This window comes from Neisseria sp. (assembly GCF_041804105.1).
In the GTDB taxonomy this organism is placed as follows: Bacteria; Pseudomonadota; Gammaproteobacteria; order Burkholderiales; family Neisseriaceae; genus Neisseria.
Genome location: NZ_JBHCJY010000128.1, coordinates 34046 through 47853, shown reverse-complemented (window position 1 = coordinate 47853; position 13808 = coordinate 34046). Strand labels below are relative to the sequence as shown.

Below are 13808 nucleotides of genomic sequence, written 5' to 3'. Positions count from 1 at the left end.
GGCTTCCACCTTATAGCCCCGATCTGAATCAGATAGAGAAAAAGTGGGCTTGGATTAAAGGTGTTAGGAATCGGCTGCGAATTACGGATGTGGATTGGCTGTTTCAGGTGTGTATCGATAAATAAGTTTATTTGCTATATGAGCGGTTGAACCGTTAACTGTGACTCAAACATGGATTCCCACTTGCGCGGGAATGACGGGAAAACATGGTTGCTGATGGCTCGGACTTGGCGGTTTTTAGGCTGCGAGTCGGGTGGCGCGGCATTCCCGCTTGTCCGGCAATCAAGGCTGCCCGAGTAGGGGAATCAGCGCATGCACCCCGACTATTGCATGAAGCGAAGCCGTTGTTCATGTTGTCCGGGAAAGAAGTTGATCAAGGCCGTCTGAAAACGGTGTCGCGTTTTCAGACGGCCTTCGTATTGCGGTTCGGCTAAACGGATTAGCGTGCCGGAACGGTTCCCATGCGCTGTTTCAGCGAAGTGGGGGAAGTGTTGAACAGGCTGGCGTAATAGGTGGCGTTGGCCATCACTTTTTTCACGTAATCGCGCGTTTCGGTAAACGGGATGGTTTCCGCGTAAATCGCGCCTTCGAGCGGGGTGGAAGCCTGCCAGTTGCGGGCGCGGGAAGGGCCGGCGTTGTAGCCCGCGGTGGTCATCACTTCGTTGTTTCTCAGACGGCGTTTTACGTCGGCCATATACCATGTACCCATGCGGATGTTGCCGTCCATGGTGTACAGTTCGCTGCTGCTCATGCCCGTTTTACCGGCGATTTCGCGGGCGGTGGCGGGCATGACCTGCATCAGGCCCTGTGCGCCGACAACCGATTGCGCGCCGATGGCGAAACGGCTTTCCTGACGGATCAGGCCGTACACCCAAGCCGGATCAACGCCGACCTGCGAAGCATAGCGCATGGTGGTTTCTTTAAAGGGCGACAGGTAGCGCAGGTTGTAGTTGAGCTTCTTGTCGGTGCGCTCGGCGCTGTTGATGGCCATGTCGTAGAACTTGTTGTCGTAGGCCAGCTGTGCGGCGGCCAAGAGCGTGTCTTCGTCCGCGCCGCGGGTGGCGAAACGCCATTCCGCCTGCGCCATGCTGCGCATTTTGCCGTTGCCGCTGCTTTGCGCGTTTTTAAACAGCGTCAGCGCACGGGCATATGCGCCGTCTTTGGCCAAGCGTTTGACATCGCCTTTGTCCGGTTCGGCATTGTTGCGGGTGCTGACGCGGTTGCCGAGTTCTTCGGCGGCCATCAATGCGTAGAAGTTGCGGCCGGATGCGGCGGCTTTTTCATAATGGCCGCGGGCCGAACCGCTGTTGCCTTGGGCAGCGAGACTGCGGCCCAGCCAGTATTGCCATGCGGGGTCGTTTTGCAGTTTCGCGGGCATGCTGCGGATGACGGATGCCAAATCGCTCCAACGTTGCAGGCGCAGGGCGGCACGGGCGTACCATTCGAACTGTTCGTTATCGAGCTGGCTGCGGTCGGCGCGGTTGAAGTGGTTCAGGGCGGTGCTCATATTGTGCGCACGGGCCTGTACCAAACCGAGTACACCCCAGGCATAGCCCGCCTGTTCGCGGCTCAGGCTGCCGGACATGCTTTGCAGCGCGGCGGCGGAGGATGCACTTTTCTGTGCGCTGCTGCCGATGATGTTGACCAGACGGAATTCCTGTTCGGTCTGGCCGCCGCCCAAAGCTGCGGCAAGGTTGCGCGCGTCGGTGGTCTGGCCGTTGCCGATCAGGCCGCGCACGCGGCGCCAGCCGTCGCTTTTGGAGAGTTTGCCGGACTGTGCGGCGGCTTCGACCAAACGCGTGCAGCCTGCGGGCAGGCGTTTGGTTTCCTTAACCAGTTCGCCCGCCAACTTGCCGTATTCGCCGCTGTTCAGTTCGGCGAAACACTGCACTTCCTGACTGCGACCGGCGGGGGCGAGCTTGGCGTATTCGCGGCGGAACATATCCCATGCGCCGCGCGCGCCGAGGCTTTTCAGCCATTCGTTGCGCACGTTTTCCGCCATCGCGCTGTCTCCGGCCTGTGCCAGAAACTGTTGCGGATAGGCATCGTCGCCGCGTTTGGCCGCGTCGAATGCGGATTGGTACTGGCTGAAGTCGGAAAGGACTTTGGAATCCGATTCGACCGCGCGCGAAGATTTCGTCGGCTGGCTGCCTGCTTCTACGGGATGGACGGTCTGTTCGGAGGATGTACAGGCCGTTACGGCCAGCATGGCTGCCAAAGTGGCGGCGAGTGCGGAATAACGGAAGGTGCGTTTGGCGCTCATGTGTGCTTTCTTCAAATTCTGGAATATTGGATTTTTAGATAGAAAATTGAACGAAGTATAACCGATTCGCTACTTGAAGACAAAAAGGCCGTCTGAAAGGTTTTCAGACGGCCTGAAAGGAGGTTTGAGAGCGGTTTGTTTTCGGTTAACCGCAAAAACGGGCGGGATTTATCATGAATTTTCTGCATGCGGAACGGCAAATAATATCACGCAAAGCCTGCCGTTCCGCTGTGTTAAAATATTGTCAACAATTTCAAATAGCTGTTTTTCATAAATTTTTCCCGGGTTGTTGTTGCCAATCAATGCTTCCAGAGGTTTTGCATGAAATTTCTCGATCGTTCCCGTTCCGTTGCGCCTGCTGGGTTCAACCGCTGGCTGGTGCCGCCTGCGGCATTGGCCGTACACCTTTCCATCGGCCAGATTTACGCTTATTCGGTGTTTAACGCGCCGCTCACGAAGGTAGTCGGCATTACCGAATCTGCTGCGTCCGATTGGACGCTGGCAACCGTCGGCTGGGTGTTCAGCATTGCGTTGGCGGTACTCGGCGCATCCGCGGCGGTGTTCGGCACTTGGATGGAACGGGTGGGGCCGCGCAAAGCGATGTTCGCCGCGGCCTGCTGTTTCGGGCTGGGTTTTCTGGTGTCGGCGCTGGGGGTTTATACGCACAACCTGTGGCTGCTGTATTTGGGCAACGGTGTGCTCGGCGGCGTCGGTCTGGGTTTGGGCTACATCGGACCCGTCTCGACGCTGATGAAGTGGTTTCCCGACAAACCGGGCATGGCCACGGGATTGGCGATTATGGGCTTCGGCGGCGGCGCGATGCTGGCTTCGCCGTTGTCGGTGGCGTTGATGAAGTTTTTCGGCGGCCCGGCCTCGGTGGGGGTGGCGGAAACCTTTGTGGTGTTGGGGATTTTTTATTTTGTGTTCATGATGTTCGGCGTGTTTACCATCCGTGTGCCGTCTGAAGGATGGAAGCCCGAAGGTTATGTGCCGCCGAAAAAAGCGCAAAAACTGGTCAGCAGCAGCCATGTGAGCGCGGCTCAGGCCGTGAAAACGCCGCAGTTTTGGCTGCTGTTCGGCATTTTGTGCCTGAACGTTACCGCCGGCATCGGCGTGCTCGGGCAGGCTTCGGTGATGATTCAGGAGCTGTTTTCCGAGCTGTCGGTGGGCAGGGATGCGGCGGTGGATGCCGCGGCGGCGGCAGGTTTCGTCGGCCTGCTGAGCCTGTTCAATATGGGCGGACGCTTTTTCTGGTCGAGCATTTCCGACCGCATCGGCCGCAAAGGCGTGTATATGGTGTTCTTCATACTCGGCTCGCTGCTGTATTTCGCTGTGCCGACTTTGGGGGAAAACGGCAGCAAGACATTGTTCGTTATCGGGTTCTGCGTCATCATGTCGATGTACGGCGGCGGGTTTGCGGCGATTCCCGCCTATCTGAAAGACCTGTTCGGCACTTATCAGGTCGGCGCCATTCACGGACGGCTGCTGCTGGCATGGTCGCTGGCCGCCGTGCTCGGCCCCGTGCTGGTAAACTATATCCGTCAGGCGCAGATTGACAGCGGCGTGCCGGCCGCCCAAGCCTACAGCGTAACCATGTACATCATGGCCGGTTTGCTGGTTCTCGGGTTGTTGTGCAACATCGCGGTGAAAGCCGTTCACGAAAAACATCACCACCAAAGCATCGAAGCAGCCGCGCACAGCGGCAATCCCGACGACGAAACCGCCGTTTCCGATGCCTATCTCGTTGCCGAACAACTTTCCCACAGCGGTTTTGCCGTGTGGTGGCGCTGGCTGCTGGTGTCCGTGCCGTTGGGCTACGGCATTGTGATGGTGTTTGCAAAAGTCATGGATTTGTTCAAATGATTTTTCAGACGGCCTGTCCGTGCCGCAGATGCCGTCTGAAACAACAACGTTACCGCCCGCAAAGGAGGCATGATATGAAACTGACCCTGCTGTCCCGCGAATATTGCAGCCTGTGCCACCAAATGCGTGCCGCGCTGGGGCCGTATCAGGTGCAATACGGCTTCACGCTCGAAATCATCGATGTCGACGAACACCCCGAACTTGAAGAGAAATACAATGAACTTGTCCCCGTATTGCTGGGCGGCGGCACCGAAATCTGCCATTGGTTTTTAGACGAGGCCAGATTGAAGGCATGGCTGGAAGAGCAGGTAAGGCACAAGGAAAAAGGGCGGGGTATGAACCGTTAGGTTTGCGGTTGTCGGGCATGCCGCCGTTATGGCCGGTTATGGTGTACTGCATACCTGCAACGCGCTTGCGGGCGAACGGCATTGGCGTTCACAAAAATCTGCAATGCCGGGTATGCGGTCAGGCCGTCTGAATAATGTTTTTGACCGTGTTCGGATCATGCGTTGACGGCATCAATGCCGCCTTTCCCGTGCAGGCGGAAGTTTGGATGTTTGAATTCAAATTTAATTTAGAAACAAAGGCTTGTTGTCTTGGGTGGCTGTTTCTGCCAACACGGGGAAGTCGCGCAGTACCTGTGATACCCGAGCCGTCATGACATCACGGAATGCGGAATTGCCGTTTTGCCGGTGATGAATCCCGCCGCAACAAAAGGCCGTCTGAAAACTTTTCAGACGGCCTTTTGTTGCGGCACGGCAATGCTTACATCTGCGTTGCCTGAATCGCGGTCAGGGCGATGGTGTACACGATGTCGTCCACCAATGCGCCGCGCGAAAGGTCGTTGACCGGTTTGCGCAGGCCTTGCAGCATGGGACCGACGCTCAATACGTTGGCGTTGCGCTGTACGGCTTTGTAGGTGCAGTTGCCGGTGTTGAGGTCGGGGAACACCAATACGGTGGCCTGACCTGCCACTTTGCTGTCGGGCGCTTTGGATTTGCCCACGCTGGGGACGGTGGCGGCATCGTATTGCAGCGGGCCGTCAATCAGTAGGTCGGGGCGTTTTTCTTTGGCGATGCGGGCGGCTTCGGCCACTTTCTCAACATCGGGGCCTGCGCCGGAAGTGCCCGTGGAGTAGGAAATCAGCGCGACTTTGGGGTCGATGCCGAAGGCTTTGGCGGAATCGGCCGACTGGATGGCGATGTCGGCCAGTTGCGCGGCATCGGGATTGGGGTTGACCGCGCAGTCGCCGTACACCAAAACCTGATTGGGCAGCAGCATGAAGAACACGCTGGAAACCAGGCTTGCGCCCGGAGCGGTTTTGATAAGCTGCAAGGCGGGGCGGATGGTGTTGGCGGTGGTGTGCACGGCGCCGGAAACCAGGCCGTCAACATCGTTTTGCGCCATCATCATGGTGCCGAGCACCACGGTATCCTGAAGCTGTTCGCGCGCCTGTTCGGGTGTCAGGCCTTTGGATTTGCGCAGTTCCACCATCGGGGCGACGTATTGTTCGATTAAGGTGGCGGGGTCGATGATTTCCAGCGAATCGGGCAGGGTGATGTGGCGTTCTTTGGCAACGGCTTCCACTTCGGCGCGCGGTGCGAGCAATACGCAGCGGGCGATGCCTTTTTCATGACAGATGGCGGCCGCCTGCACGGTACGCGGTTCCGCGCCTTCGGGCAATACGATGCGCTTACCGGCTTTGCGGGCGGAATCCATCATGTTGTAGCGGAACTGTGCGGGCGACAGGCGGCTGTGCGGCCGGTCGGTAAGCTGTTCCAAGCCTTGGAGTGCGGCAGTGCTGCCGAAATAGGTCAGGCCGGTTTGCTCGGCCACGGCCGCACCTGTGCCGGCGTCGGCATTGTCGAGTATGAAGCCCGCCAATACGCCCGGTGCGGTGGCATAAGCCTGTTTGGCCAGATTGAGTTTGCGTACCATGTATCCGATGTCGCCGTCGCAGGTGTGGGCGGCAAAGACCACGGCGGCATCCAGCGACAGGGCGAGTTCCACGTTTTGGGCAGACAGGAATACTTTTTCGGCATCGGGACGGATGCCTTCGATAACGGTGTTGGCAGCGGAAATCGCGCTGACTTCGCCCACGACCGAATCAAACCAGTCGTCGCCCTTGCCTTGGGCAATCAGAGCTTCGGCCCTGCCGTTGTCGTCGAGCGCCTGAAAGGCTTGTGCATCGTGCAGCGCGGCGGCTACGGCTTGGGTGGCGGCACGGCCGTCTGAACCGGTGGAAACGGGGACAATCAATACATTGGCCATAATCTTATCCTTATTAAACGGGTATCAAAACCGCCCGGTGCGGGCGTCGGTTTATTCTAGCACCAACAGCGCGGCGGATGGAACAACGGCGCAGTGGCGCAGGAGGAATGCGGTTCGGGAAGCAGGCCGTCTGAAATTTCGGGCGGATGCCGTTCAGACGGCCTTGCCGGTTGGGGTGCGTTCGGGTTGTCCGGTAAAAGTGTGTTGATGGTATTTAATTGAACGGTATTTCTGTGTCGGTGGGAAACGGCGGTTCTGCCGGACAAAATACCTGCATTGAAACGGTCGCGGCGGATTGCCGTTTAATCGGGGCGGCGGAAGGTAAGGACAGGTTGGTTTCATTCGCCGGCCCGATGCGGTATCCGGTTTGCAAAACCTGTTTCCGGTTCATCCGGCCGATTGCAGCGGAGCAGGCCGTCTGAAACTTCAGGCCAATATCCTTAAAACGGCATGTTCAGGGTTTTTGAACTTATGCTTCAGCAGGGCGGGCAGGTTGCGGTCGAAATAATATTGCCCGTCGGGCAGCAGCAGCGCGCCGCCGGTGCAGCGGAACGTGTGCGCGGTGGCCGAAAACGGCTGCGTTTCCGTGATTTCGATGTCGTGCGCCCGTCCCCAGTCGACTACGGGCAGCAGCGGGGCGGCTTCTCGGATGCGGCGGTTTTGCGTTTCGATGCCGTCTGAAGTATTGCACGTGCCGCTGCATTGGCCGACGGCGTGCACGGGGCAGACGGTTTGGTCGTGTCCGTCGGGCAGGATGCCCAGCGATTCGGGACAGAAACCGTATGCCTGCGCCCATTCGGCCAGGGCGCGGCAGGCGGCTTTTTTGTGCAGGAACAGACCGTAAGGCGGTTCACTGCGGCAGCCGTCGGCCAACGGCACAATCCGCGCCTGCAAGCGGCCGCGCGTATCGGGCGCGAAGCGGACGGTAAAATAATTTTTCGCACCGCTGCCGCCGTTTTCAGACGGCCTGAGATTGTGCCGGAGCATGGTTTGGGCTTTGAGCGATACGGTGTGCAGACTACCTGCCGACGGCAGAAATCGTACCTCCGAAGCCGACTGCACCCAAGCGGGCAGGTGTTTGCCGTGGAGTAGGGCGGCGGTTTCGGCAAACGCACGTTCGTGCGCTTCAACAGCTTGCGCCTGCCCGAAGGCGTCGAACCATATCGTAACGCCGTCTGAATCCGGCAGCGCGTAGAGTTGCTGCGAAAGCGCATCGGGCAGCCATGCGGGCAGCGGTTTCGGGTTCATTAGATGGCGGCAGTGGTTCGCCCACTCGGTTTCGTTTTTCTGCGTCAGACTGAGTTCCAGAAAATCCGCCAAAACCAAGACATCGGTCATGGCGCGGTGGCGGTTTTCAACGGGAATGCCGAAACGACAGATGATGCTGTCGAGACTGTGTTTGTAGTGTTCGGGATACAGCTTGCGGGAAAGCTGCACTGTACACAGCGCGGGAGCAGCGAAATCCAGCCCCGAGCGGGCAAACTCGCGGCGCAGAAACGTATAGTCGAAACGGCTGTTGTGCGCCACCACCAGCGTGCCGCGCAGCAGCGGCAGCAGTTCGTCGGCCAGCTCGCCGAACACAGGCGCGTCGGCTACCGTTTCGTTGCTGATGCCGGTGAGCCGTGCCACAAATTCCGGGATTTCCTGCTGCGGATTGACCAGCCGTTCATAGCGGCTGACCAGGCCGTCTGAAAACCGCAAAACCGCGATTTCGGTAACCCTGTCGTCGGTCAGGCTGCCGCCCGTGGTTTCCAAATCCACCACGGCCACCGGCATGCCGAAGCCCGCAAAAGCAGCCGCCAAATGCGGCCAGCGCGGAAAGTCAGCCATTTCTTATTCCTTATAATTCAAAGGCAAAACGCGCATTTTAACCCGTTTTCCGATTTTTTTCAGACTCAGGCTTGACACTTTCAGACGGCCTGAATATAATGCCAGTCTTTCTAGCAGCACCCGTAGCTCAGTTGGATAGAGTATCTGGCTACGAACCAGAGGGTCGGGCGTTCGAATCGCTCCGGGTGCGCCAGAAAACATTTATTTTATTCCGCGCCCATCGTCTAGCGGTTAGGACATCGCCCTTTCACGGCGGTAACCGGGGTTCGATTCCCCGTGGGCGTGCCAGATTCCGAAAACCCCAAGCAAATCAATCATGCTTGGGGTTTTTGTTTCGTATAGCCGATGCGGAAGTTTGATTCGGAATTTTGCGATATGCGTTACCTATAACCGCAGGGTATTTTTGAATAGGCTGTTCATCCCGTGGTTGACCGATGAAAATACAGTTTGGTTTTATCAGTGTCTTGTTTAGGCCGTCTGAAATTGTTCAGACGGCCTGTATCGGGAAGGTTTGATGAACAATTCCGAGGCGACGCGGTTTCTGCAATACGCGGATTCCACTATAATCGCGGCTTTTGCAGAATATCTCCGAATCCCGTTGAAAGGGCTGGTTTGTCCATGAATATCAGGCGTTTGCTTTTACGGTTTTTGCCCGGCAAAGTTGTCGGCAGGTTGTCGGTGTACGGCAGGCTGATGCGTATCGACAAGCCCATCGGTACGTTGCTGCTTTTGTGGCCGACTTATTGGGCGATGTGGGTGGCAGCAGAAGGCTATCCTGGCCATACGGTGTTTTGGGCGTTTACTTTGGGTGTGTTTTTGATGCGCAGCGCAGGGTGCGTGGTCAACGATTTTGCCGACCGTCATTTTGACGGTGCGGTTGCGCGCACGAAGAACCGGCCGTTTGCTGTCGGAGAGGTAGGGGAAACAGAAGCGCTGCTGCTGACGGCGGTTCTGTGTGTGTTGGCGGCGCTGTGCCTGCTGCCGCTTAATAATCTGACAAAATGGATGAGCCTGCCTGCGCTGTTTTTGGCGGTTACTTACCCGTTTACCAAGCGGTTTTTCCCGTTGCCGCAGTTTTATCTGGGATTGGCTTTTTCTTTCGGTATCCCGATGGCTTTTGCCGCCGTGCAGAACGACGTTCCCCCCGTTGCATGGTTGATTTTTGCGGCCAATGCGTTGTGGACGCTTGCGTATGACACGATTTATGCGATGGCTGATAAGGAAGACGATTTGAAAATCGGCATCAAAACTTCCGCCGTTACTTTCGGTAATCGTGATGTTCTTGCCGTTATGGTGTGCCATGCCTGTTTTACGGCGTTGATGGTGGTTCTCGGTTGGCAAATCGGTGCGCAATGGCCGTATTGGTTGGCACTCCCGATTACGCTGTGGATGCAGTGGCGGCAGTATCATGCCGTCAAAACCCGAGACCGCATGGTGTGTTTCCGTACATTTCTCGGCAACAACCGTATCGGTTTGGTTTGGTTTGTCGGTTTGGCCGGACATTATTTGCGGCAGGCATGGTAAGGATGGGCAGCGGCATGACAAAGGCCGTCTGAAAAGTTTTCAGACGGCCTTCGCTGTGTCAGCAGGTTGGTTGCGGCCGGTCGGTTTTTTATTGTCTTGAAGTTTGATTTGTATCTGTTTTTTGTTTTTTCGGTTTGGTTTGGAATCGTAGGGAACACGGGGCGGACAGGAGTGTAAATTGCACTGCCGCGATTGTGGTTTGGACAGACAGTGGGTACAATCGCAACTTGTTTTTCCCTTTGTAAGAGAATCCTATGAGCCTGATCGGCGAAATCCTACCGTTATCCCACATCGCTTTGGATTTGGAAGTGAGCAGCAAAAAACGCCTGTTCGAACAGGCCGGGCTGTTGTTGGAAAACGAGGCGCAGCTGCCGCGTTCGGATGTGTTCGAATGCCTGTTTGCGCGCGAAAAGCTCGGGACGACGGGTTTGGGGCAGGGGGTGGCGATTCCGCACGGCCGTCATGCCTGCGTTAAAAAAGCCACCGGTGCTTTTATCCGTACTCAGGAGCCGGTGGCGTTTGATGCGCCCGACGGCAAGCCGGTATCGCTGGTGTTTGTTTTGCTGGTGCCGGAAAACGCTACGGGCGAGCATTTGGAAGTGTTGTCGAAACTGGCCGGCCGCTTTTCCCAAAAAACGGTGCGCGAGGCGCTGATGAACGCGGCTTCCGCAGAAGAAGTGCAGAAGCTGCTGACCGAAGAATAATTATGCCGAGTATTTCCGTCCGCCGGCTGTATCAGGATAACCAGCACAAGCTGCAACTGGCTTGGGCGGCCGGTACAGCCGGAGCCGATAACCGTATCGGCGTTGAGGCCGACAAGCCCGTTTTGGCGCTGGTCGGCCATTTGAATTTTATCCACCCCAACCAAGTGCAGGTTATCGGGGTGGCCGAGGCCGAATATCTGCGGCGCATGGAGTCGGACGACGTTCCTTATGACTTGGATGCGGTTGTCGACAGCACCAAACCTTTGCGCGATATTCAGGCCGGCAGCAGCACGCCTTTGGGCAGGTTCGGCAAACTGTTCGACATTCCGATGTCGATGGTGATTGTGGCCAACGGTCTGCCGGTGTCGCCGATGCTGCGCGATTATTGCCACACCAACAATATCCCGCTGCTGACATCCAAGCTGGAAAGTCCGCATCTGATGGATGTTTTGCGGATTTACCTGCAACGCCAGCTGGCGGTTTCCACCGTAAAACACGGCGTGTTTCTCGATGTTTTCGAAATCGGCGTGATGATTACCGGACAGTCGGGTTTGGGCAAGAGCGAGCTGGCGCTGGAGCTGATTTCGCGCGGACACAGCCTGATTGCCGACGATGCGGTCGAGTTTTACCGTACCGGCCCCGAAACCATCGACGGCCGCTGCCCGCCGATGCTGCGCGATTTTCTTGAAGTACGCGGCTTGGGCATTCTCAATATCCGCCATATTTTCGGCGAAACGTCCATCCGTCCGAGAAAAATGCTCCAGTTGATCATCAACTTGGTTCCGGCCGACGACGAATACATGAAACGGCTCGACCGCCTGAGCATCCGCAGCGAAACCGAATCGGTGCTTGATGTCAGCATCCGTTCGGTAACGCTGCCGGTGGCGGTGGGCCGAAACCTTGCCGTACTCGTCGAAGCGGCCGTGCGCAACTACATCCTGCAACTGCGCGGCAAAGACAGCACCAAAGAATTTCTCGAACGCCACCAAACCATCTTGAAAGAAAACGAACCGAAACATGAAAATAGTGCTGATTAGCGGTCTGTCCGGCTCGGGTAAATCCGTCGCACTCAAGCAGCTTGAAGATTTGGGTTACTACTGCGTGGACAATCTGCCGATGGAGATGCTGCCCGCGCTCGTGCTGCACCACATCAACCGTGAAAACGAAACCCGGCTTGCCGTCAGCGTGGATGTGCGCTCGGGGGTCGACATCGTGCAGGCACAGGTGCAAATCCAATATCTGCGCGACGAAGGCCACCAAATCGAAATCCTGTTTCTCGAGTCGGAAGAAGGCGTACTCGTGCGCCGTTTTTCCGAAACACGGCGCGGCCACCCGCTCTCGGGCCATAACCTGACGCTGCTCGAAAGCCTGAAAAAAGAACGGGAATGGCTGTTCCCGCTGCGCGAAATGGCCTACTGTATCGATACATCCAAAATGAACGCCCAGCAACTGCGCTATGCCGTACAGCAGTGGCTCAATATCGAACGGCGCGGATTGTTGGTCATTCTCGAATCGTTCGGTTTCAAATACGGCTCGCCGGTCAACGCCGATTTCCTGTTCGATATGCGCAGCCTGCCCAATCCTTACTACGACCCCGAACTGCGCCCTTACAACGGCATGGACAAACCCATCCAAGATTATCTCGACGGCCAGCAGTGGGCGCAGGATATGGTCAACGACATCGATACCTTTCTCGCCCGCTGGCTGCCGCGGATGCAGATTGAAAGCCGCAGCTATGTAACCGTCGGCATCGGCTGCACGGGTGGCCAGCACCGTTCCGTGTATGTTGTCGAAAAACTGGCCGAACGGCTTACCGGCAAATACGAACTGCTGGTGCGCCACAGACAGGCTCAGAATCTGGCAGGACGGTAATCCGCAATAGCCGCCGACAGGCCGTCTGAAATAGGGGAGGTGTTGCCGCACAAACGGCAGGCCGTCTGAAAAACAGTTTTCCCGAAAATCAGTTTCAGAAAACTTAAAGTCTGGCCTTCAAACTGCGACATTTTCCCCTAATATCCTTAAGGCCGTCTGAAAACTTTTTCAGACGGCCTGAACACAGAAAGCACACAAAAATGGCAATCCAATGGTTTCCCGGCCACATGAACAAGGCCAAAAAAGCAATCGCCGAGCGCATCAAAAGCATAGACATGGTTATCGAAATGCTGGATGCCCGCCTGCCCGCTTCCAGTGAAAACCCCCTGCTTGTCCAATTATCCAAAGGCAAACCCAAACTCAAAATCCTAAACAAACAAGACCTTGCCGACCCCGAACGCACCGACGTCTGGCTCGGGTACTACAACAGCCGCCCCGACACCCGCGCCATCGCGCTGGATTCGTCCGAAAAAGGCGCAACCGCCAAAATCACCGCCGCCTGCCGCGCCATGATGCCCAACCGCGGCGGCATCGACAAACCCCTGCGCGTCTTGATTTGCGGCATTCCCAATGTCGGCAAATCCACCCTAATCAACGGCATGATAGGCAAAAAATCCGCCAAAACCGGCAACGAACCCGGCATCACCAAAGCCGAGCAGCGCCTGTTTCTCGCCGACGACTTCTGGCTCTACGACACCCCCGGCATGTTGTGGCCGAAAATCATCGTCGAAGAGGGCGGCTACAACCTCGCCGCCAGCGGTGCCGTCGGCCGCAACGCGCTCGACGAAGAAGAAGTCGCCCTCGAACTTTTAGACTACCTGCGCCGCCACTACCTGCCGCTGCTGCAAACGCGCTACCAGGCCGACAAAGACCCCAGCAGCCACTGGCAAGACACCGACTGGCTCGAATGGATAGCCAAAAAACGCGGCGCAGTTTTAAGCGGCGGCCGCATCAACTACCAAAAAGCCGCCGAAAACACCCTCACCGACTTCCGCGACGGCCAAATCGGGCGCATCACCCTAGAAACACCGCACCAATGGGAAAGCTGGCTGAAAGCGGCCAAACAGAAAGAAGCCGAGCTTAAAGCCGCGAGGGAAGCCAGAAAGGCAGAGAGAAAAGGAAAACCCTCATGAAACCGATATTTTCCGCCGCATTATGGGCAGGCATCTTATCTTTAACCGCCTGCGCCCATTCAGACGGCCTGAACAAGCCGGCAACCGAACCATCAGAAGAGCGCGTCCGAATCTACAAATCCGACGGCTCGCGCCAATGCGAAGGCGGCGGCATCAGCCCCGAAGCCATGAAAAAAGAATTACAGGGCATACGCGTGTATGCCGCCGAAAAACAGGTTTTGCGCGGCATGATGTTCCCCGCCGTGTGCGGCGGCCAAACCGGCAGCATTAACGTATATACTATTGCCGAACAAGATTTATCCGAAGCCGGAAAGCGCGGGTTTAATATATTGAAGCAGAAAGATTAGC

11 protein-coding genes and 2 tRNA genes are annotated in these 13808 nt (G+C 56.9%); 10 read left to right on the top strand and 3 right to left on the bottom strand.

Annotation, left to right across the window (positions count from 1 at the left end; all coding sequences use genetic code 11):
• Positions 1 to 439: 439 nt before the first annotated feature.
• On the bottom strand, positions 440 to 2263 hold the full coding sequence (locus tag ACEYDX_RS10900; protein ID WP_373742038.1) for a transglycosylase SLT domain-containing protein: 1824 nt from the start codon (positions 2261 to 2263) through the stop codon (positions 440 to 442).
• A 321-nt stretch (positions 2264 to 2584) separates the two neighbouring features.
• Between ACEYDX_RS10900 and ACEYDX_RS10895 the strand changes: the two genes are divergently transcribed.
• Positions 2585 to 4126: an OFA family MFS transporter gene (locus ACEYDX_RS10895; protein ID WP_373742037.1), complete on the top strand. Its 1542-nt coding sequence runs from the start codon at positions 2585 to 2587 to the stop codon at positions 4124 to 4126.
• Between the two features lie 74 nt (positions 4127 to 4200).
• Entirely contained in the window at positions 4201 to 4473 is a 273-nt protein-coding gene (locus ACEYDX_RS10890) for a glutaredoxin family protein (protein ID WP_373742036.1), read from the top strand.
• A gap of 418 nt (positions 4474 to 4891) precedes the next feature.
• Here the strand turns inward: ACEYDX_RS10890 and pta are convergent, their stop codons facing one another.
• The gene (gene pta, locus ACEYDX_RS10885) at positions 4892 to 6397 is read right to left on the bottom strand and encodes a phosphate acetyltransferase (protein WP_373742035.1); all 1506 of its coding nucleotides are present in this window, start codon (positions 6395 to 6397) and stop codon (positions 4892 to 4894) included.
• Positions 6398 to 6823: 426 nt separating this feature from the next.
• Entirely contained in the window at positions 6824 to 8227 is a 1404-nt protein-coding gene (locus tag ACEYDX_RS10880; protein ID WP_373742034.1) for a PolC-type DNA polymerase III, read from the bottom strand.
• A gap of 116 nt (positions 8228 to 8343) precedes the next feature.
• On the opposite strand from ACEYDX_RS10880, the gene ACEYDX_RS10875 reads away from it, so the two are divergent.
• From ACEYDX_RS10875 to ACEYDX_RS10840, 8 genes are all read left to right on the top strand, one after another.
• Positions 8344 to 8420 (top strand) — tRNA-Arg (locus tag ACEYDX_RS10875).
• Between the two features lie 20 nt (positions 8421 to 8440).
• A tRNA-Glu gene (locus ACEYDX_RS10870) sits at positions 8441 to 8515 on the top strand.
• Between the two features lie 330 nt (positions 8516 to 8845).
• On the top strand, positions 8846 to 9751 hold the full coding sequence (ubiA, locus tag ACEYDX_RS10865; RefSeq protein ID WP_373742033.1) for a 4-hydroxybenzoate octaprenyltransferase: 906 nt from the start codon (positions 8846 to 8848) through the stop codon (positions 9749 to 9751).
• 254 nt (positions 9752 to 10005) lie between these two features.
• The gene (gene ptsN / locus ACEYDX_RS10860) at positions 10006 to 10455 is read left to right on the top strand and encodes a PTS IIA-like nitrogen regulatory protein PtsN (RefSeq protein ID WP_373742032.1); all 450 of its coding nucleotides are present in this window, start codon (positions 10006 to 10008) and stop codon (positions 10453 to 10455) included.
• A gap of 2 nt (positions 10456 to 10457) precedes the next feature.
• Complete coding sequence (hprK, locus tag ACEYDX_RS10855) at positions 10458 to 11492, top strand: HPr(Ser) kinase/phosphatase (RefSeq protein ID WP_373742031.1); 1035 nt, start codon at positions 10458 to 10460, stop codon at positions 11490 to 11492.
• Positions 11473 to 12327, top strand: coding sequence for an RNase adapter RapZ (gene rapZ, locus ACEYDX_RS10850; protein ID WP_373742030.1), 855 nt, complete (start codon positions 11473 to 11475; stop codon positions 12325 to 12327). Before hprK ends, rapZ begins: the two co-directional genes overlap by 20 nt.
• Before the next feature lie 200 nt (positions 12328 to 12527).
• Positions 12528 to 13460 (top strand): ribosome biogenesis GTPase YlqF, encoded by a 933-nt coding sequence (gene ylqF / locus ACEYDX_RS10845; RefSeq protein ID WP_373742029.1) that lies wholly within the window; start codon positions 12528 to 12530, stop codon positions 13458 to 13460.
• Positions 13457 to 13807, top strand: coding sequence for a hypothetical protein (locus tag ACEYDX_RS10840; RefSeq protein WP_373742028.1), 351 nt, complete (start codon positions 13457 to 13459; stop codon positions 13805 to 13807). Before ylqF ends, ACEYDX_RS10840 begins: the two co-directional genes overlap by 4 nt.
• Position 13808 lies beyond the last annotated feature (1 nt).